Here is a 20,656-nt window from a genome sequence, read left to right on the forward strand (position 1 = left end):
ATGTTACATTGAATTTAGATTTTACTAAGTTGGGATATGAGTTGAGGACATGCTAAATGTAAAAGAAGTTACCAAATTACTAGGTGCCGAGGGTATTACAACGAGCGAGCAAATGGTTATCCGTTGGATCCTCGATGGAAAACTAAAAGCGAAACGGACTACCAATTTAAACATTGACTATCTGATTAAACCCAATGATTTGGCTGCGTTTATTTTAGAAAAAATAATAGAAGAAAATCGGAAAAAATTTGGTGTTGATTATCAGGATTGGGAGAAAACCTTCAAGGAAAACCAGAAATTGAAGGATGAGATTGAGGAATTAAAAAGTAGTTTCCGTATCGAACAAGCGAAAGTACGATCTTTGAAAAAAATGCTGCAGGCAGAATATGCTATTTCAGAACCTGCTTCTATCAATTTTCAGTCGTTATTAGGATTAGACGCAAATGCGGACAAAGATTTGGTAAAGAAAGAGTTTAAAAAACTACTAAAAGCATTACACCCTGATCGCGGTGGAGATGATCGGCTTTTTAAGGTGTTTTATGAACACTATGAAGGAGCAAAATCGAATTAGCGATAATATTTTTCTACAAATGATAGGTACTACATATTGAATGGTGTCGTTTTATGCAAGATTATTACTATCTTGATAAAAATCTTGGGCTATTTGTAGATAAGTTTTCTAAGGTGCTGGCAGGAAAAACTGAACACAATCGAAAAATATTAAGGAAGACAAATCAGATGTCTTACTAATTAGTTGAAAGGTGGTCATTGTCATGGCTATGGAATTATCCCTACAACAAATTGTCGAAGGAATCCCGAAGTCCTTATTGAATGCATCTGATAGAGATTTGGAAGGTTTCCAAAACATCATTGATGAAACGATTAAATTAAGAGAGGCACACCGAAACCTGCAAAAAATGGTGAAAAACTTCTCCACTTCTAACATCCAGCGCTCTTAAAAACGAAATGTAAAACGGAAGGTGAAAGTCACAAGTCACCTCCCGTTTTTTTTTATCGTTCAATTACTATACATCTCATTGTCCCCCGGGTAATTAATCCTCGTCTCTTTCCAAGGAGACTCCCTTAAAACTGCTTCAGCTGTATTATTTTCAACGTAAAAAACTAAATTTATCATCGTATTGAAAATCCTTCTTTAACTTTTCTAACGCAAATCCGAAAAAAACAATTTCCCTGCATTCGAATTAATTTTTCAACCATCCTATAAAGGGAGGTGAAATTTATGCCAAAAAATAATCCGATTGAGTACTCCGGAAAGGTGCTGGATCAGCGAAATAACCTGACGGGGCCAGACGATTCTGGTAAGAACGGGTATCCAAAAGCACCAAAACATGTTGTTATACAAGAGTCAAATAGAAAGGAGTGAAGCGTATGGATGGAAAGTATACTACAAATGATGATGCCACGGTGGAATTGAAGAAAGCGATGAGTAAATCACAGCCAAGAAAGAACCCAAATATGAGCGATGCAGAATATAAGATGAAATTAGAAGGAAAGAAAAGCTAGCTAAAACAAACAAAGGGCAAGGTTAAAAAACCTGCCCTTTTTGTGTCTCATTTTGGATATAGAATTTCATCGATGATCCCATATTCCTTAGCTTCCTCGGCACTCATAAAAAAGTCGCGGTCTGTGTCTCGGGCTACTTTTTCAAGCGGCTGCCCTGTCCGCTCGGAAATGATTTGATTGATATGTTCCCTTAGTTTAAGAATTCGACGCGCGGAAATTTCGATTTCGGTTGCCTGCCCTCTCGCTCCGCCCAATGGCTGATGAATCATGATTTCACTATTTGGCAGCGCATATCGTTTCCCCTTCGTTCCCGCCAGAAGCAGCATCGCTCCGAATGATGCCGCCATGCCGGTACAGATCGTTCTAACGTCCGGCTTAATGAATTGCATCGTATCAAAAATGGCAAAGCCTGCAGAGGTGGATCCGCCAGGGCTATTAATATAAAGGGAAATTTCTTTATCCGGGGCATCTGCTGCTAAAAATAGTAACTGGGCAACAACACTGTTAGCCACGTGATCGTTGATTTCATCCCCAATGATAATGATTCTGTCCTTTAATAACCTTGAATAAATATCATAGGAGCGCTCCCCACGATTAGAATGTTCGATTACATATGGAATGGTACTCATAATTAACTCCTCCTTAAAGCGATGAATTGGCTATGCCGCCATACAGAGAGTGCTTGAAGGAGAATTTGATGGAGTTGACCTTGTTACCAGCTTTGTTACGTTAAACATACTTTGTAGTGTTGGGATAGTTTGAATAAGGACGGTCGGGTCTTCTTTTAACAAGGATTCTTTAAAAAGCTCTGTAAGCTGCTCCCGCTCCTCTTCATTCCAGAAAACTTCTAAGGAATGAGATTGATCTTCTTTTTCCAAGCGCTTTTTGGCTCGATGCAAATTGGACTTTACCGCCATTTCTGTTGTTTCTAAGATGTCGGCAATTTCCCTTATTTGATATTGAAATGCCTCTTTTAACAAAAAGATGATGGCCTGCTTTGGTGTAAATTGCTCAATCAGCATATCGACAGTCTCATCCAATTGATTAGTTGTTGATACCCTTTCAATTTCCGATTCTATCGTTTCGTGCTTCCTTTTTCTAAGCAGATCAATCCAATGATGGTAAGCAATTTTATTTAATAAAGCTGTAGACATTTTTTGCTGATATTTCAATGCCTTCAGGTACGTTTCTTGGGCGATATCTTCTCCATCCCATTTATTTTGAGCAAGGAAACGGCAATATCGCTGCAATTTTGGATAATGTTCTTTCCAAAATGGATCGTCTTCTTGATGTGGACATATTAACGGGAACGGTCTCGGCTTGTGTGACATGCTTTTTTCACTCCTTTAGCACTCTCTACCCTATAAACGATTTAAGGCAGGGGAAAAGATACGGGGTCCTAAAATATTTTTTATTAATATATGCAGGGGGTAAATTGAGCAACTAGGTAATTTTCCATTTAGATTATTCGTCAGATTTTGTCCCCTAATACCTATGGTGTATTTTTTAGGTGGACATTCTTTTTTTAGCATTTGGATAGTGTTTACCCATATATTTATTCTACACCACTATTAAAGGGGGGATTGATTTTATGAATCAACAATCCTTAATAATGGATTTAGATGATACCCTCATCCACTGCAGCAAGTACTTTAGGAAGTCTAAAAGCCAATTTGCTGATCAAATGCTCGATTGGTTTCATTCTGCAACGAAAGAAGAGATCCTCCAAAAACAGTTGGAGATTGACTTAAAAAGTGTTGAAGAATTCGGCTTACATTCTTCCTTATATCCCGAATCGCTCGTTTTAACCTATAAATATTTTTGCGTGAAATATGGAAGAGGACTTTCAGATTTTGAAATAAAACATATACACAGCATCGGTCAAAGTGTTTTTCAGATTGATGTACAGCCGTTCCCTTATTTATATGAAGTTCTGGATAGGCTGCAGGAGGATGGCCATGATTTGGTTTTATTTACTGGCGGCGATGAAAAAAATCAAAGAAGGAAAATTAATCAATTAGGTTTGGAAAATTACTTTGGAGAGCGTGTGTTTATTTGTGAACACAAAAATTCATACGCGTTGCAAATGGTCCTGGATGAGATTGCGACGGAGAAGTATTCCACCTGGATGGTCGGTAATTCTCTTAAAACAGATATTAAGCCAGCGATTGAGCTTGGAATTAATGCCATCCATATCCCAGCGGAAATTGATTGGAGCTATAACATATTGGATATAGATATTGAACCAAACGGGACTGTTGCTGAATTGCAATCACTGTTGCAGCTTCCGGAATATTTGCGGGATTACGCTTTTTATCAGGTAGCTAAATAACAATAAAAGCCTTGATTCAGAAGGTCTGAATCAAGGTTTTTCAATTTACATAAAGTGACGCATTGAAATTTGCTGATCTTTATTTTTTTCGTACAACTTTTCAACCATTTCTTGATGGACTGCGTCATCTATACTCATTTTCCGTTTTTTGATGGTAATAGTTAAGAAAAATATATTTAAAGTCATTTTTGGTTCCTCCTTTATAAGAGCTTTATCTTGTATCTTTTGATTTCATTATAAGGGATGGTATTTTTTACCGAATCGATATTGGGAAGGATTTCTTCTGCTCTGATGGTCTCAAAGAAGTCTTGGACTTAGGTCGTAGAAAATTATTTAAAACGACTAGTCAGTTTATTTAGTGGCCAAAAAAATATATACCCTCATTTAATTACCTCCTCATTAAATAGACTATATAGTCTATTTTTATTTTACCTTATCTTGGTAGGTTAATCAATGACAAAAAATAAAAAAGACAAGCATCCAATCAGATGCCTGCCCCAAATGTCCGCGTGGAGTGGACAAATGACATAAAATGTCTTTTCGCGGTGCCTGACACCACCGAAACCACGCTACAAACAACACATATATACCCTCTCCGGTCGCCCCACGGTTCCGTAGGCCAGGTCGGCGGCTATTTTTTCTTGGGCTACGAGGTGTTCGAGGTAGCGTCTGGCGGTGGTTCGGCTGACGCCGATTTCTTTGGCGACCCGTTCGGCCGTTAAACCCTCGTCCACTTTTTCGAGAACCTCAAGTACTTTATCGAGAGTAAGCGGGTCAATTCCTTTTGGCAAATACCCCCTGTCGCCACTTATGCCACCCGCTCCTTCACTTTCCTTACGAATAAGCATGTCCACCTGCTGCTGGGTAACATGGGTATTTTCCATATTTAATTGAATCAGCTTATTATGATACTCCTGATACCTTTGCAATGATTGCTTAAATCTGTCAAAAACCACCGGCTTAATGATGTAATCAAATACCCCTATGCTAATCGCTTCCTGGACCATTTGTATCTCTTTTGTGGCCGTAATCATGATGACGTCCATTTGTTTTGCTTGCTGTTTGGTTTCCTTCAATAGCTCAAGTCCATTCATATCAGGAAAATAAACGTCCAACAGAAGCAAATCCGGCTGCAGGATCTCAATTAAGGTCTTAGCCTCCACATAACTGGCAGCAATCCCAACCGTTTGGAAACCTTCCAGCTGTTCTAGAAACCGTTTTTGAATTTCCGCAATTCTCAAGTCGTCCTCAACAATTAACACTTCGATAGGCTTGTATCCCGTCACTTTCATTCAATCTCCCCCTTTGCTTTGGTATCGCCACCGTAAAAATCGTCCCCTCTCCCGCACTCGAAGAAAAGGTGACATACCCGCCTAAATCGTTTATTGCTTTTTGTACCAAACTTAAACCAATTCCAGCATTACTTCCGGTATTCTTGGTTGAAAAACCTGCTGAGAAAATTTGGTCCTGATGCTTTGAGTCAATCCCTTTCCCGTTATCCTCTACTTCAATTATCAGGTCTTTTCCAAGATCCGTTAAAAACAGTGAAACGCGTTTTTCTTGCATGCCATTTTCCCTAACAGCTTCAAAGGCATTATTGACTAAATTTCCTATAATCGTCACTAATGAATCTCTGCTGATTTCAAAAGGGAGATCCTTAAAGCTGCTCTCTCTATCTATTGAAAGATCAATTTTCAACTCGCTTGCTAAGCTTGCTTTTCCTAAAATGAATCCCGCAATAATCGGATCCGGAATTTCCCGCATCAAAAATTGAATAAACCCTTGGGCGACGTCCACTTCTCTAGAAATAAAATCAATCGCTTCTTTATAGGAACCGAGCTGGATCAAGCCCAGTAAAGTGTAAAGCCGGTTGGAATATTCGTGCGTCTGAGCACGGAGTCCTTCCGCATAAGCTTTTACATGTGATAATTCCTGAAGGAGCGAAGCAAGCTCGGACTTACTGCGGAAGCTTGCAACAGCTCCTACGACTATTCCCCGCTTGTTAAAAATAGGAATGCGGTTAGCCAAAAAGACGTCTCCAAAAATGATAATTTCCTGGTCATACTCTGCCAGTCCTGATTTAACCACGTCATAAAGCTTCGTATTTTCTAGAACATCATCTATTTTTTTGCCCCTTAGTAAAATATCATTCGGAACATTCAAAATTTTATGAGCAGTTTCATTGACAACTGTGATTCGACCATTGGTATCAATTGCGATGATCGCCTCATGAATGGACTCAAGTATCGCATGCTTTTCCTGATACATCCAGGCTATTTCCTTTGGTTCAAGTCCGAAAATGGCCCTTTTAATATTTAAGGAGATTAATAAAGCAGCAATCAGTCCCCCTGCTAAAATAATCAGTGTAGCAACAAAGATTTTTTGTTGTATTTTCGATACTTCTTTTTGAATTTCAGTCTGAAGATAACCAACTGAAACAACACCAATGATCTGACCACCACTAAAAATCGGTGCTTTTCCTCTTAAAGAGGGACCAAGGGTTCCTGTCGATTCAGAAATAACCGATTTCCCTTTAAATACACTGTCATTATCTCCCCCAACCATTTTTTCCCCTAAACGGCTCGGATTGGGGTGCGAGTATCGGATTTCATCCCGGTTTCCAATAACAATAAATTCTGCCCCCACCTGATGACGAATTTTCTCTGCAATGGGCTGAATAATGGCCGAAGGATTTTCGGTTCGAAAGGCTGCTGATATTTCAGGCATATTGGCGATCGATTGCGCTACCGATAAGGCCTTCGAGCCGATTTCATGCTTCAGATTGGTTTCCATAATATTTTTAAAAGTAAATTCAATAATTGTTCCCATCACAATTATGAGAATGGATATTCCGAGCATTAACTTTGTATGTAATCGCATTCAACCACCTCTAACTCTATCATATTAAAAAAATCTATTATTAAAAAGAGGACAAAAAAAATAAAACAGTCATTTTAGGACTGTTTTTATCATTACAAGCGAAAATCTACTAATTCTTTCCTCTTAGCAGCTAATTCTTCAATAATCTGATGAAAATCTTTTATGTCTCCACGGAAACGGAGCTTTCGATTTTCTATCATTCTCTTAACCTCTTTCGGATTTGGCCCGCCTTGAATCCTTCTCACTTCGACAAAGTGCTCTGAGGATATGATTTTTTTCCAATCTTCCTCACTGAGCGATACATTGGCCAAATCCTTAAGCATTGAATTGATTTCTTCCACCTTCCAATCAAACAATTCTTTTTGCTCTTTAACCGTCCTTTTTGAAAGGGTGCTCGCGATGGAATGTGCTTTTTTAAAGGAAATATTATAGTTCCTTGTCAAGGTGTCGGCGAACTCGGTAATGGTAATGCAGGATTTTTCAGACATGACCTTTAAATGCTCATCGTTTACAGTTAGTGTCATCATAACGGCATACATGATTTTCATTACGCGGTTGGCTTTCGAAAATGCCCTATATAAATGAGGCTGCAAATCATCTTCCGTATCGACAATATCACCGAAGGGTGTATTATGAATCATTTGAATCGCTGCGAACGCATCCCCATAAGAACTGCTTGCCAATGCCCGTGAATGTTCAATTGACACTGGATTCCGTTTCTGCGGCATAATACTGCTGACTTGAACATAGGGGTCCGCTACCTTGAATGAGCCGAATTCTCTTGTGACATGCAAGAGAAAATCTTGAATCCATCTTCCGGTATTCACCATACAGGCCATTAATGCGGTGGACGATTCTATTAGATAATCCCCTCCTGCGATCGAGTCATACGAGTTTTCTATTACTTTATCAAACCCTAATAATTCACATGTACGAGAACGGCTGATTGGAAAGCCGGTCGTCGATAGTGCTGCCGCCCCGAGCGGTGATTGATTGACGGTATCAAAAGCGGACCAAAGACGTTTAAGGTCTCGCATTAATACATCATAAATGGCTAATAAATAATGCCCTAAGGTCGTTGGCTGTGCGGGCTGGGTATGGGTATAGGCCGTCATAAAGGTTTCGGTATGTTCTTCAGCCTTCTCGAGTAAAACCTCACCCAATTGATAACTACTTTCAAGCAGCTGTAACAGATGTTCCCTTAACACCAGACGGTACATGGCCACCCCCATATCGTTCCGGCTTCTCCCGATATGAATTTTTCCAGCAAGCTCATCGCCGATTTCCTCCGCTATTTTAGCTTCCATCATGAAAAATAAATCCTCATATTGTGGATCGTAAGTCATTTTTACTGGTTCTGTACTTGCAACCTTATTAATCCCCTCTAGCATTCTTCTTGCTTCGGCGGTTATAATGATTTGCTGCTCCTCGAGCATAATCACATGGGCACGATGGATGTCGAACATGATGTGAAATAGGTACTCCCTTTGATCGTTAAAAACCGGTTTTAACAGTTCTTCCACATAGGTCTTTCCCGGAAAAACCAGCCCTTCCTGTTTGATAAACTCATTATTCATACGTTCCACTCCGTTTATTGACCTTTATTTAATTATACGAATGAATTATTTTAAAGTGATTTTAAAAAATATCTTTCGACACACGAAACAAGATGCTATAATAAGCAAATGGATTTACATCAATTGAACGATCAGAAAGGCGTGTTTATGCCTATGTCAGGTAGTAATCAAAAAACTCTATTAAGCTTGTTTTTAGTATCAATCCTGTGGGGATGCAATTATCCTGTTAGTGCCTACTTGCTTCATGGATTTTCACCCGTGTTTTTGTCCACCGTCCGGATCTGTTTTACGTCACTTTTTTTAATCATTGTTGCCTTTTCCGTTAAAGGGATGAAGAGGCCAACGAATACGGAGTGGAAATACCTGCTTGGTGTTGGAATCTTTGGAACCCTTCTTAATCAAACCTTTTATTTTACGGGGCTCAAACACACAACACCTGCAAATGCATCCTTAATCCTTGCGCTTTCGCCCATTGCTACGATTCTATTAGAACGGATTATTTTTAAAGTAAAACTAACCTTAAAGAAAGCATCGGGTGCGTTGATCAGCTTGATTGGTGTATTTTCAATTATTGGGGTTGGAAAAGGTTCAATTGGGATTTCATGGGGCGATTTCAATATTTTAATCGCGATGCTTTGTCTGTGTATCAGTCTATTATTTATTCGGGGATTATCGAAGACGATGAATTCCTTTGTTATTACGATTTATGCAACGGTCCTTGGCAGTGTTTTAATGATTCCAGCTGCAGGTGTGGAAGGGATTGTCAGCGGATCGGTCGTCAGCCCTTCCATTTTCATGTGGATTCTACTGATAGCTGCAGGGATTCTCGCACAAGGTGTAGCCGGTTTTTGGTGGAATAAAGGGGTTGCGAAGGCTGGTGCCGGAACTGCTTCCATGTTTATGAATATTCAGCCCTTTGTCGCGATAATTGCGTCCCACTTTATTTTAGGAAACCCAATTTTGATAAGCCAAATTTTTGGTGGAATTCTCGTTTTATCTGGGGTTTATATTGCAAATTTGCCTTCTGTGAAACCTATCATTAATGCTGAGACTAATAAAATGGTTTAATTGTATTTTTTCCTCGAACAAATCTTTTATAAATCACATATCCTAACAATAGGTGGTACACCAAAAATAGACCGTATCCCGAACGATACGGTCAAATATAACTCTAGAAGTTTACGTTTAATCCATCAGCGTCTGCCAACGAAGGTGGATTATTCTTTTTGTTTAGATATCTTTCTCATGGACAATCACTCTTTTCTTATGGTAATTGTATTGTTTTAATATGCTCTAAATTCCGGAATACCTTTTCTCCATCAGCAGTTATTAAGATGATTTTGTTATTGCGAATTTTTTGAAGTAACCCAATTTTTTCTGTATGCTCGCCTCCATCAATAATGACTAGTTGATTTTCAAATTTTTTCAACTGCTCATCTAGTGATCTTGCTAATGGTGTGGTTTTAGACATTTGTTGCAGATTTTCCCTGCTTAATGAGTACGGTGTTGTATTAGGAGGATACGGAATCAGCCATTTAACGTGATTCATTGAAATAAACATTTTTTTGTATACAGGGGAGTGAAAAACAAAATAGTCATTCATAATGCTGGTAAGATAACCATGAATGGATTTATTTCCTGTTACATACACCTGAACAAATAATCCTTTAGCAAAATTTAATGCTTTTCGAAACGATATTACATCCATTTCAATCGGTTTTTCTGAAGGCGTTTGATAAGAGTTCTCTTCTTCTTCGTTTAACATGGTTTCTTTCAATCTTTGAACATGAATAAAGGGAATATAGAGGAAGAAATGTTTTTTGTTATCGTATAAAACAATCATGTCTGATCCACTATCCAGAAGGGTTCCTTTGTGAAAATTTCCGCCAGAAATTTCAACTTCAATATTTTTCCCTATTAAATCAACAAAATCAACTAACATCTTAAATCTCCTTTTCCCGAATGGTTTAGTTTTGCAGTACCCCGCCAAATAGCCAAGAAACCCAATAATATAAAACGACTAAAGTAAATAAAACAGCTGGCGGTATGACAACACTTGTGATTTTAACGTATTCCCACCAGGTAATTTTCACTTTTCCTTTTCTAACTATGTGCATCCACATCAGGGTTGCAAGTGTCCCCATTGGAAGTAATAACGATCCCATATCGCTGCCAATTACATTTGCCAGGTAGGCTACTTTCAATTCAAGTAAACTTAGATCCATATTCGTTAACGTAAGTGTTCCAACCATGAGAGCCGGGTGATTATTAAAAATATTGGAGAGTACTGATAGTAGGACGCCCATCATGACACTCGCGTGCAGCAGGCTACCAGCAACTATCGGCTCCATAAAACCAATCAGCCAGTCTGTTAAGCCAATATTATTCAGACCGTAAATTATGACATACATACAAAAAGCGAAAACAATGATATACCACGGGGTTTTTTTCAGCATATCGATCGGCGGTATTTTTAAATAAGCCCATCGCCAAGCTAACAGGACCAACGAGCCAAATACAGCCATCAGAGAGACAGGAATGTTAAAAAACGAAGCGACGAATAGGCTGACTCGGACAGCAAAAACGAACAAAAGAACATTGCGCATAAATCTTGAGCGTTCTTTTTCCGAATTGTGCTGAATTCCTGACTTTAGTGGATGGTAGGATTTAAGCGATAATCCTGTTACTTCTGTTGGAATTTTTTTCGGCAAAACTTTGTAAAATCGAAGGAACAAAAGCCCAACGAGCAGAAGCAATCCAAGGGTTGCCGGTACAAACATCATGGCTGTGTGCAAGTACAGACTCATATGAACAATTTTTAAAGCGATTAAATTGACAATATTACTGACCCCAATCGGAGCACTCGAAGCGGTGGCAATCAGCCCTCCTGATAGTAAATAAGGGATTTTTTGATGATTTTTTAAGCCCATATTGTTCAGTAGCATAACTAGAATGGGTGTTGTGATTAAGATGCTTCCATCATTATTGAAAAAAAGTGTCATCAGAAAGCACAAAAGGTTGACATACCAAAATAACCGAATCCCTGAGCCCTTGGCTTTCGCCGCTAATTTTTCTGCAACCCAGTTGAAAAAACCAAAGCTTTCTAATACGATTGCCATGACAATCGTTGCCATGATCGTAATGGCTGCACCACTGATAGTGTCAGAAATAATACCAAGGTCGGTGAGTGAAACACTTCCACTAAGCACAACGATAATCGCACCAATGGCGGCAGGGATTGCTTCATTAATGCCTCTTGGCCTCCAAAGGATAAATCCGAGGGTAACCAAAAAAGTAATGATGGTTATCCAAACGGTTAAATGAACCATTTTATTCTCCTTTCATCTAGCTGTTAATTCAGGATGTTTCCCTGATACGACTTACCTCCTAATATCGTTTAGTCCGCTCATGTCCCCCCCTTCCATCTGTCCTTCTTGTGTTCTTGTACTCTATCTATATGTATCCCGCATAAGACAGGCTTTAGGTTTGTACCCTTTTTTCCTATAAATCCACTAGAGTCTAAAAAAATAGCAATAGTATTTTGGGAAAAAATAAAAAAGCGAAGCAGTAAGCTTCGCTTGGTAAAAACTTTTATCCCTCAACATTAATAACGACTTCTTTCCCTTTTTTCTTCATCATGAAAGGTACAATCAGCCAGAGGGCTGTAATTAATAGGAAGACCAGTGAAATCGGACGGGTAAAGAATACACCGTAATCCCCATTCGAAATGGTTAAGGCTCTTCGCAGGTTATTTTCAACCATTGGCCCCAATACCAGCCCTAGAACGAGGGGAGCGATTGGGTAGTCGTTTTTGCTTAAGAAGTAACCCAACACACCGCAAGCTAATAAAAGCAGTAAATCGTACATCGACACCTGCACGGCGTAAACTCCAAAAATAGAAATCGCGATAATCATCGGAATCAAAAATTGCTTTGGTGTTTGAATAATTTTCGCGAACACCTTTACAAGTGGCAGGTTTAAGATCAACAGCATGATATTTCCGATAAACATACTGGCAATCAGACCCCATGCAACCTGCGGATGGTCTTCAAATAATAAGGGACCCGGCTGGACATTGTACATCATTAACGCTCCCATTAGGATCGCCGTCGTTCCAGACCCCGGGATTCCCATTGTTAATAAAGGGATCATCGCTCCGCCAGAGGCCGCATTATTAGCGGATTCCGGTGCTGCAACCCCAGCAATCGCGCCTTTGCCAAACTTCTCAGGGTTTTTCGAAATCTTTTTTTCCAAAAGATACGAGAAGAAGGATGCCAGTGTAGCCCCGGCCCCCGGCAAAATACCGACGAAAAATCCTAAAATGGATCCACGGGCAATCGGTCCTGCGGACTCTTTCATCTCTTCTTTAGATGGGATTAAATTGTTAATCCTCGCCATTTCCCCATCTTCTTCTTCTTTTTCTAAAATGGTTTTAAAAACTTCGCCTAGGGCGAACAACCCAACAGCAATCGTTAAGAATTCAATTCCCTGGTATAGCCATGGCACATCGAAGGTAAAACGGGCAATACCTGACACACTGTCAATTCCAATGGTTCCAAGCAGTAACCCGCAAACAGTCATAATCAAAGCCTTTGTAACCGACTTTCCAGCTAAACCGCTGACAGCGCCGAGACCCAAAAGCATCAATGAAAAATATTCAGCTGGTCCAAATTTCAGTGCCACCGCTGATAATGGTTTTGCTAGGAAAATCAGAGCAAGCAATGTGACAATACCTGCAACGAATGAACCAATTGCCGCAATCGATAATGCACTGCCTGCTCTTCCCTTTTTGGCCATTTGATAGCCGTCCAGGGTTGTGACAACGGAAGAAGATTCACCAGGTGTATTTAATAAAATCGAAGTGGTTGAACCACCGTACATCGCTCCATAATAGACTCCAGCTAGCAAAATAATCGCACTAGTCGCCGCTTGCTCGGGCGGAAGGCTGCCAGTGATTGAGGCCGTTACAGGGATAAGCAGCGCGACACCGCTCATCGGGCCGATTCCTGGCAAAACCCCAACAGCTGTTCCAATTAAAACCCCTACGAATGCAAAAATAAGATTATACCAAATAAGTGCTGTTCCAAATCCTTGAAATAAATAATCGAGTGTACTCATAATTAGCCTCCTCTCTTAAAACCAAATAGGCCAGCCTGGAAGTGTCCCTTTTAACACGTCTACAAATAAGAAATAAACGAGTCCAGAAAAGGCAGCAGATATAATGATGGACATAATCAACTTTTTACGCTCCATCGTTTGAAAGCATACTAGTAAAAATAAAAACGTCGTAATGACATAGCCGATGGTTTCTAATGTTAATATATAAAGCAAGGTAGCCACAAAGATAATTAGGAAGGGCTTGTAATCTAATTTTTCCTTATTGCCCGTTGCACCCTTAGATTGGTTCGCTTCAAAAAACAAACGGATACTTAATAAGACTAGTAAGATACCCAATATAAAAGGAAAAATGTCCGGTCCGACAACGCTTCCATAAGATGAACTTGATATATGTCTGCTTCCGACAATAAATAGTACTCCAACAGCAAGAAATACAATGGACGCAACCCGATCGAATTTTATAGCCATTCAAAAACCCCCTTTTAAAAAAATGGAGAAGGAGAAAGCAAGCTCCTTCCCATACGTATTTACTTCTGCATGCCTAATGCTTCTAGTAATTGTTGAACTTGTTTTTCTTGTTCACCTAAGAATTTTGTGAAATCAGCGCTATTTTTATATTCTAGTTCCCAGCCTTGTGTCTCTACTTCTGTCTTCCATTCAGGAGATTTTACGAGTTTATCGATTGTTGTTTCCCAGTAGGATTTTGCTTCTTTAGACATTTTTTCTGGACCAAACACTCCGCGCCAAATCGTGAACTCAGCATTCACTCCTTGTTCTTTAGCCGTTGGCACGTCCTTAAAATCACCGCCTAAACGATCAGCAGCCGTAACAGCGAGCACACGAACCTTGCCAGCTTTTAGGAACTCTTTTACGCTTGAGGCATCTGTTCCAATTACATCTGCGTTACCCCCAAGAAGGGATGTAATGGCCTCCCCGCCTCCATCATAAGAAACATATTTAATTTTTGTAGGATCCACTCCATATTTAAAAGCTGGAAGAATAGAAATTAAATGGTCCATAGAACCTGGTGCGGAACCACCTGCAAAGGTAAGTTTACTTGGATCCTTCTTGACTTCATCTAAAAGGGATTTTAAGTCAGTAAATTTGGAATCCTTTTTGACAACAATCGCTCCATAATCTTTAGTCAATTGAGCAAGAGGTGTTGTATTTTTGTAGCCGTAAGGGCTGTTCCCTTCTTTTTTCAAGTTGTTGATAATAATCGGCGGTGAATTGACGAACAACATTTCGTTATTTGCTGCCTGCTGTGTGGCGTATTCAGCCATAAACACGGCACCACCGCCGCCTGGCTTATTCTCCACTGTTAATGGCTGACTGACGAGCTTTGTTTCGCTCAATACCTTTGTAAAGGAGCGGGCTGTTAAATCCCACCCGCCGCCAGCACCAGATGGGGCTACGACAGAAATCGCTTTTGTAGGATAGCTTGGAGCCGCTTCTTTTTTACTAGAACCTGAACTTGCTGTTTCTTTACTGCTGCATGCGCCTAAGCTTAATGCCAGAGCACCTGCACACATCACTGCTGAGATTTTTTTGATTGAAAACATTTTTTTATTCCCCCTTGTAACCGTTTTCTTAATTTTACTTAAAATTTAGAAGATTCATAGTTTTTGCATTTAAACAGCATTAAAAACTTATAAACCATTTTGTTCATTTTGTTCACGGCAAGTTGTCCCAGATATGCAGATTCAATATCAAAAATTAAAGGCTGCCCCAAGGACAGCCTTTTCCTGATTCAAATATAATTATCGTCCTGAATGATACCCGCCGTGGCCGTGGTGATATCCATGACCTGGATAATATCCGCCGTGGCCATGATGATAGCCGTGGCCTGGATAGTACCCCCCGTGGCCATGATGATAGCCATAGCCTGGATAGTACCCGCCGTGGCCATGATGGTAACCATAACCTGGATAATAACCACCGTGACCATGATGATAGACGTGGCCTGGATAGTATCTTAGATTAGGGTTACCCGCATATACTTCAAGCAGCTGCTGTTGCATCTACATCCCTCCTCAATTAGGTTGCAGAATAGTGTATGTATCCCAAAAGATAAATGGGATAGACTCCTGCCTAGACCCGAAATTCGTGGCGAAGGAAGAGGAATTATTAAAAAAAGAAAACGCCATTCAATAATGAATGGCGTCTCCTATTTAATAAGTTCTAAACTACTTCCTTAATTGCAGCTCCGACAAACTTTCGCTTTTGTATATAAATAAGTCTTAAGGATAAGGCGACTCCTGCTGCCAGCAAACCAACGGTCAGCCCAATCCAGTAGCCTCTTGCACCCAAGCTGGTAAAGTTGGCGAGAAGGTAGCCGACTGGCAAGCAGATCAGCCAGTATGCAATTAAGGTCATGATAAAGGCTATATTCACATCTTTATACCCTCTTAATGCAGCCTGAGCAGTTGCCTGAATGGCATCCGCAATTTGAAAAAATAAGGCAAATATTAAAAAGTTTGCCGTTAAGTTGATGACAGCTGTTTCATTTGAATAGAAGCCGGCGACTTGATAGCGGAAAGCCACGACTAGTAACCCTGTTAGAATAGCGATTAATATGGCGAGATACACGCCAAGCCAGCTATATTGTTTCGCATCTTTATAACGCTTTGCCCCCACCTCAAAACCGACAAGTACGGTCTGGACCATGGAAATGCTGATGGGAATCATATACAAAAAGGATACAATATTTAAAGCAGATTGGTAAGCAGCAATCGTGGTCACATTAAATTTACTTAAAAGGATCGTCACCACCGCAAACATACTCGTTTCGAAAAAAGTAGAAAGCCCCATTGGCACGCCAATTTTTAATATCTCCTTACATTTTTCCCATGAAAATTCTTTCATATTTTCAAAGATTGGATAGGAAGAAAACGGTTCTTGTTTTTTAACGATGAAAATGGTCATTGCCATAAAGGCCCAATCGGTAATGGCTGTAGCATATCCAGCCCCTGCCCCGCCAAGCTCTGGGAAGCCCCAATTTCCAAAAATCAACACGTAGTTTAACAAGAAATTAAGCGGCAAGGATATTATCATAATGATCATGATCACCCTAGTCTTTCCAAGTGCATAAATAAACGATCTCAGAACATTAAAGATAAACAGTGGCAGTATTCCGAAACTAAGTCCGACGAGGTAATCAAATGCGGTATCCTGAACTCTTGCTGTCAGGTTCATGCTATCTAAAATCGGATCTAACACGAAGAAACCAAGAATAATTAATAGAATTGTGATAAATACAGAAAGATATACTCCATGTTTTACAATCGAGGTTACCTCATGGCTCTTCTTCTCACCAAACCGCTGTGCTGCTATAGGGGAAACTGCGAGCAGTATGCTGCTGATTCCTGTGAAAATCGGACTCCATATCGAGGAGCCTATTGCGACGCCAGCCAGATCGGAAGAATTGTATTTTCCTGACATAATTGTATTAAAAAACACCATTGAAAACATGCCAAGCTGTGTAATTAATATGGGAATTAACAGGACGAAAATTTGTTTCGTCTTTTGTTTTATGGTAAAAGTCTGATTCATAATAGCGTTCTCCTTGAGGAAATAAAAACCCGAAACTTCATTATACGCTATATTGGATGATAATTCCCCACTTTTTAATTATATTTCCAAAAAAAGAGAACTTCCCTTGGAAGTCCTATTTCTTTACAATTTTTGATGGGTTATTTACCTTGTACAATACTGGTTCATCAACTAGGAATTCTTCTTCGACGTCTTTTCCTTTTCCCAATTTCTTAGCGGTCACTTTGCCGTCAAATTCAAGAGAATCTCCAGGAGCTAGTTCGAATTTTTTGAGTGTTTTACTGTGACTGCACCAAGCAAGACCAAGTTCTAGCGGGTTATCCTGAACGATCAGTACATTTTCTAAAACCACCACTTCATCATTTTCTTCATTAAATGGATTATAGGTCATCGCAAATTGTTTCACAGTAGCCGTAAAATGAACTTTATCAGCCGGAAGCTCGAGTTTAGGCGCTTTCTCTTTCTTTGGTTTGGCCTCCTTTGCCTTTGGTTTTGGAGACTCTTCTTTTTGAGCTGTTTCCTTTTTCACAGGGGCTGACTCCGTATTCTCTGTTATTTCTTTTTCCTCAATCGTCAGCAGGCTTTCTTTTCCAAAGCTTCCTGATTGCATTTCTTTTAAATATGCAGGATGAATACAGCTAACCTTCCCATCCTGAAATTCAATAACCAGCGTATTAAACTCACCATTATTTCCGTAAGCTTCATAGCCTTTGATGGTTACGATGCGCTGGGCGTTTCTGTCCTTGTACCAGAATTCCTTTTTGGCCTCTCTTGCCGAGGATAAACCCCATTCCTTTAATTTTTCCTTATAATGATCCTCGTCGCGGAAGCTTTCATATTCCCCTTTTGGCGGAATATATTGAGTCAAATCCTTTTGTGTTTCCTGGATTGGCAATCTAGCCACTTCCTTCCATCTATGTAAGTGTTTATATTATAACATTAACCCTTACAAATCCTAAAATTAGAACGTTCGATCGCCCCATCAGCATTTCTTTTATTTTTCAAAAAATACTTAGTGCAGCGAAGGATTTTGTATGTATAATAGCTTTAGATATTAATAGTGAAGCTGGTGGGGGCACATGCGTACCTATAATGAAAAAATCAGTATTTATCATGGAATGGTGTCAATAATCGCTTTAAATTTAGCTGGTAACTACTTTCCGATTTTCGCCATTTCAATTCTTGGAGCGAATAATTACCAAGTTGGTTTAATTAGTTCTCTTCCTCCCTTAGTTACACTCATCATGACGATTCCAGCAGCGATCTTGTTAAATAAGCTGGATGAGCAAAAGAAAACGGTTGCGATGAATGTTTTTTGGGCGAGAGTGATGTTCTTGCTTTTAGTGGGTGTGGTTTTTATTCCACCTTCCTATCAGGCTTGGACTTTCTTAATCCTTATTGCGGTAATGAATGTACCTGGGACGATTTCTAACATCGGCTGGCAAACGCTTATTAGCGGAATGATTCGTGAAGAACGGAGAGGAACCTTTTTCAGTGATCGAAGTCGGTTATTAACAATTGTAGGCATGGTGACAACACTTATTATTGGGATTGTCATGAAAAAAGAAACAGACAATGCTGCTGCGTATCAGTGGTTATTTTTTATGGCCTTTATTTTCGGCTTTCTTGAAATGTTTTTCCTGCTGAAGCATAAAGAAACGGCACAGCCCAAAACAAATATCGATCGAAAGAACTCATCGATGGATTGGTCTATTTTTAAAGATCAAGGATATAAGTGGTTTCTTATTGCGGCACTATGCTTTAACTTTGCTTGGCAGATGGCATGGGGCTTATTCAATATTTACAATGTCAAATACGCACATGCGACGATTCTTTGGATTAGCTTATTTTCTGTTGGAAATCAATTGGTGCAGATATTCACATTCCCATTATGGAAAAAGTGGGCAGAGCAAAAATCGAATACGTTAATGCTTGTGTGGGTTGCAGCTGGAATGGCTTCTGCCCCGATTTTGACGGTTATGTCCACGAATCTTTATTATTTAACGATTGTCAGTATGATTTCGGGATTTTTTCTATCGGGGACCACCCTATTATTGTTCAACCTATTGTTGGAGCAGTCTCCGGCGGAGAAAAGAACGTATTGCATTACCACCTATAATGTCCTGCTAAGCTTAGTCGCGTTTATCGCTCCGCAAATCGGGATTTGGCTGCTAGAAGTATCGGGGATTCAAACGTCCATGGGAATTAGTTCAATACTAAGATTTATGAGCGCGCTGGTATTTTTGTTAATGTACGTGAAATTTATGAAAACTAAGAAACCAATCTTGGAAAAAAGCTAGGGTGCCTGCCCTAGCTTTTTTTGCTGAAATATATAGTTTGGGACTTTCATACTTTAATATAGGGAGTTGATTATGAAAACTGGAGGACACTATGATTATAATAAATAACCAGACAGTTAAGCCTGAGACCCTTTTTAAAGAGGTTACGAATGCAGAACAGCGGACGATTTTAAAACAAATAGCAGCCAATCAAGTGGAATATATATATCAAGATACAGCCCATTTAAAATTTGAGCTTTTATTTCGCACTAATACTCTGAGGGCGGCAAGGGAACTTAATAAGAGCGGGGTAAAATTTACGACATTTAATTATGCTTTTCCGAATCGGAAACTTTGGGATCGGTTGAGTAATGGCGGCTTCTTAATTAAACCTGGCGTCAGCCCTTCTGTTGCGATATTAGACATCATTAAAAACGGCTCTCTCTATGCATTTGAATGCTCCACGGGGATTGCGATTGTCTTATACATTGCCACTCTTTATTCCATCGGCAGCGACCGGTTTAATGTTCTCTTCGACCGTCTTTATTTGATGGACTGGCAATTTGATGAGGATCTACAGATCTTACAGAAGTACGGGAATGATTTTATCCCAGGTGATGTGCTTCACTTCAACAATCCTGATTTTGACCCGAAACAAGCGCATTGGCGCGCCGAGAATGTCGTCTTCTTCGGAAATGACCAATTCTACGGCCATGGTGTCGGAATTCGAAATGCCAGCACGATTATTAAGTTTTTAAATACAAAAAGAAGACCAGCCCCTTCCAAATCCGCGTACCTCATGAACCTCATATCAAGACCATATTATCAAGGATTTTTATAAGTGAAAGTTTTATTACAAACTTAGAAATGGTAAAATAAATTGATTTACAATAATTGTGTGTGGAGGAAAACTATGTCTGTTGATGTTTATTTAAATTTTAATGGCAACTGCCGTGAAGCAGTGGAGTTTTATGCACAGGTATTTGGAACAGAAAAACCACAGATAATGTCCTTTGGAGAAACACCTCAGGATCCCAATTATCCTATGCCAGAAGAAGCAAAAAATTTAGTTATGCACACACGCCTTAACATCAGTGGCAGCAATGTTATGTTTTCTGATACTTTTCCAGGGATGGAGTTTGTTGAAGGAAATAACGTAAATTTAGCATTTGTCAGTAAGAATCTGGATGAGATTAAAAATGCTTTCCATCAACTTAAGGTAGGCGGAAAAGTGGGCATGGAGCTTCAAGAAACCTTCTGGAGCAAATGTTACGGAATGGTAACGGATAAGTTTGGAATACATTGGCTGTTCAATTATGACAGCGGCGAAAATGGAATGGGATAAACAAAAGGAAAGACCCTAACATTGTTGGGGTCTCAGAGTGTAGACAAAA

The 20,656-nt window shown here is 39.6% G+C and carries 23 protein-coding genes; 9 read left to right on the forward strand and 14 right to left on the reverse strand.

Annotation, left to right across the window (positions count from 1 at the left end):
• Positions 1-49: 49 nt before the first annotated feature.
• The 4 genes from V7161_RS07855 (at position 50) to V7161_RS07870 (ending at position 1,524) form a co-directional block, all read left to right on the forward strand.
• The gene (locus tag V7161_RS07855; protein WP_335443787.1) at positions 50-571 is read left to right on the forward strand and encodes a J domain-containing protein; all 522 of its coding nucleotides are present in this window, start codon (positions 50-52) and stop codon (positions 569-571) included.
• Between the two features lie 202 nt (positions 572-773).
• Positions 774-959, forward strand: coding sequence for a hypothetical protein (locus V7161_RS07860; protein WP_335443788.1), 186 nt, complete (start codon positions 774-776; stop codon positions 957-959).
• A gap of 281 nt (positions 960-1,240) precedes the next feature.
• Positions 1,241-1,384, forward strand: coding sequence for a hypothetical protein (locus tag V7161_RS07865; protein WP_289983279.1), 144 nt, complete (start codon positions 1,241-1,243; stop codon positions 1,382-1,384).
• A gap of 5 nt (positions 1,385-1,389) precedes the next feature.
• Positions 1,390-1,524, forward strand: a complete 135-nt coding sequence (locus tag V7161_RS07870; protein ID WP_335443791.1) for a hypothetical protein — start codon at positions 1,390-1,392, stop codon at positions 1,522-1,524.
• Between the two features lie 47 nt (positions 1,525-1,571).
• Here the strand turns inward: V7161_RS07870 and clpP are convergent, their stop codons facing one another.
• Together clpP and V7161_RS07880 are read right to left on the reverse strand one after the other, a co-directional pair.
• Positions 1,572-2,153 carry an ATP-dependent Clp endopeptidase proteolytic subunit ClpP gene (gene clpP, locus V7161_RS07875; protein ID WP_223587696.1) on the reverse strand — a complete coding sequence of 194 codons (582 nt, stop codon included), beginning with the start codon at positions 2,151-2,153 and terminating at the stop codon, positions 1,572-1,574.
• 30 nt (positions 2,154-2,183) lie between these two features.
• Entirely contained in the window at positions 2,184-2,855 is a 672-nt protein-coding gene (locus V7161_RS07880) for a sigma factor-like helix-turn-helix DNA-binding protein (protein ID WP_335443794.1), read from the reverse strand.
• A gap of 260 nt (positions 2,856-3,115) precedes the next feature.
• Here V7161_RS07880 and V7161_RS07885 point away from each other — a divergent pair, with 260 nt between their 5' ends.
• Entirely contained in the window at positions 3,116-3,856 is a 741-nt protein-coding gene (locus V7161_RS07885; RefSeq protein ID WP_335443797.1) for an HAD family hydrolase, read from the forward strand.
• 45 nt (positions 3,857-3,901) lie between these two features.
• Here V7161_RS07885 and V7161_RS07890 read toward each other — a convergent pair whose 3' ends face one another.
• The 4 genes from V7161_RS07890 to argH form a co-directional block, all read right to left on the reverse strand.
• Positions 3,902-4,042, reverse strand: coding sequence for a YrzI family small protein (locus tag V7161_RS07890; RefSeq protein WP_335443799.1), 141 nt, complete (start codon positions 4,040-4,042; stop codon positions 3,902-3,904).
• 383 nt (positions 4,043-4,425) lie between these two features.
• A complete protein-coding gene (locus V7161_RS07895; protein ID WP_223587700.1) occupies positions 4,426-5,148 on the reverse strand; it encodes a response regulator in 723 nt (240 codons plus the stop codon).
• A complete protein-coding gene (locus V7161_RS07900) occupies positions 5,105-6,736 on the reverse strand; it encodes a sensor histidine kinase (protein ID WP_335443803.1) in 1,632 nt (543 codons plus the stop codon). The genes V7161_RS07895 and V7161_RS07900 overlap by 44 nt, the downstream gene beginning before the upstream one ends.
• A gap of 92 nt (positions 6,737-6,828) precedes the next feature.
• Positions 6,829-8,322 carry an argininosuccinate lyase gene (argH, locus tag V7161_RS07905; RefSeq protein ID WP_420491593.1) on the reverse strand — a complete coding sequence of 498 codons (1,494 nt, stop codon included), beginning with the start codon at positions 8,320-8,322 and terminating at the stop codon, positions 6,829-6,831.
• Positions 8,323-8,436: 114 nt separating this feature from the next.
• On the opposite strand from argH, the gene V7161_RS07910 reads away from it, so the two are divergent.
• Positions 8,437-9,381 carry a DMT family transporter gene (locus V7161_RS07910; RefSeq protein ID WP_335443806.1) on the forward strand — a complete coding sequence of 315 codons (945 nt, stop codon included), beginning with the start codon at positions 8,437-8,439 and terminating at the stop codon, positions 9,379-9,381.
• Positions 9,382-9,577: 196 nt separating this feature from the next.
• Here V7161_RS07910 and V7161_RS07915 read toward each other — a convergent pair whose 3' ends face one another.
• The 8 genes from V7161_RS07915 to V7161_RS07950 all read right to left on the reverse strand — a co-directional run bounded on the left by V7161_RS07915 (position 9,578) and on the right by V7161_RS07950 (position 17,887).
• Positions 9,578-10,255 (reverse strand): DUF2642 domain-containing protein, encoded by a 678-nt coding sequence (locus tag V7161_RS07915; protein ID WP_335443808.1) that lies wholly within the window; start codon positions 10,253-10,255, stop codon positions 9,578-9,580.
• 25 nt (positions 10,256-10,280) lie between these two features.
• The gene (locus V7161_RS07920; RefSeq protein WP_335443810.1) at positions 10,281-11,642 is read right to left on the reverse strand and encodes an arsenic transporter; all 1,362 of its coding nucleotides are present in this window, start codon (positions 11,640-11,642) and stop codon (positions 10,281-10,283) included.
• Between the two features lie 262 nt (positions 11,643-11,904).
• Entirely contained in the window at positions 11,905-13,431 is a 1,527-nt protein-coding gene (locus tag V7161_RS07925) for a tripartite tricarboxylate transporter permease (protein ID WP_335443813.1), read from the reverse strand.
• Positions 13,432-13,446: 15 nt separating this feature from the next.
• Positions 13,447-13,899 carry a tripartite tricarboxylate transporter TctB family protein gene (locus tag V7161_RS07930; RefSeq protein WP_335443816.1) on the reverse strand — a complete coding sequence of 151 codons (453 nt, stop codon included), beginning with the start codon at positions 13,897-13,899 and terminating at the stop codon, positions 13,447-13,449.
• Positions 13,900-13,958: 59 nt separating this feature from the next.
• On the reverse strand, positions 13,959-14,993 hold the full coding sequence (locus V7161_RS07935; RefSeq protein ID WP_335443819.1) for a Bug family tripartite tricarboxylate transporter substrate binding protein: 1,035 nt from the start codon (positions 14,991-14,993) through the stop codon (positions 13,959-13,961).
• A gap of 198 nt (positions 14,994-15,191) precedes the next feature.
• Entirely contained in the window at positions 15,192-15,452 is a 261-nt protein-coding gene (locus V7161_RS07940; protein WP_335443820.1) for a hypothetical protein, read from the reverse strand.
• Positions 15,453-15,612: 160 nt separating this feature from the next.
• Positions 15,613-16,983, reverse strand: coding sequence for an MATE family efflux transporter (locus V7161_RS07945; RefSeq protein ID WP_335443823.1), 1,371 nt, complete (start codon positions 16,981-16,983; stop codon positions 15,613-15,615).
• 115 nt (positions 16,984-17,098) lie between these two features.
• Positions 17,099-17,887 carry a hypothetical protein gene (locus V7161_RS07950; protein WP_335443826.1) on the reverse strand — a complete coding sequence of 263 codons (789 nt, stop codon included), beginning with the start codon at positions 17,885-17,887 and terminating at the stop codon, positions 17,099-17,101.
• 175 nt (positions 17,888-18,062) lie between these two features.
• On the opposite strand from V7161_RS07950, the gene V7161_RS07955 reads away from it, so the two are divergent.
• From V7161_RS07955 to V7161_RS07965, 3 genes are all read left to right on the forward strand, one after another.
• Positions 18,063-19,283, forward strand: a complete 1,221-nt coding sequence (locus V7161_RS07955) for an MFS transporter (RefSeq protein ID WP_335443829.1) — start codon at positions 18,063-18,065, stop codon at positions 19,281-19,283.
• 91 nt (positions 19,284-19,374) lie between these two features.
• Positions 19,375-20,103, forward strand: coding sequence for a protein-glutamine gamma-glutamyltransferase (locus V7161_RS07960; RefSeq protein ID WP_335443832.1), 729 nt, complete (start codon positions 19,375-19,377; stop codon positions 20,101-20,103).
• 72 nt (positions 20,104-20,175) lie between these two features.
• The gene (locus V7161_RS07965) at positions 20,176-20,607 is read left to right on the forward strand and encodes a VOC family protein (protein WP_335443834.1); all 432 of its coding nucleotides are present in this window, start codon (positions 20,176-20,178) and stop codon (positions 20,605-20,607) included.
• Positions 20,608-20,656 lie beyond the last annotated feature (49 nt).

The organism is Neobacillus drentensis, from assembly GCF_036965425.1.
GTDB lineage: Bacteria > Bacillota > Bacilli > Bacillales > Cytobacillaceae > Neobacillus > Neobacillus drentensis_F.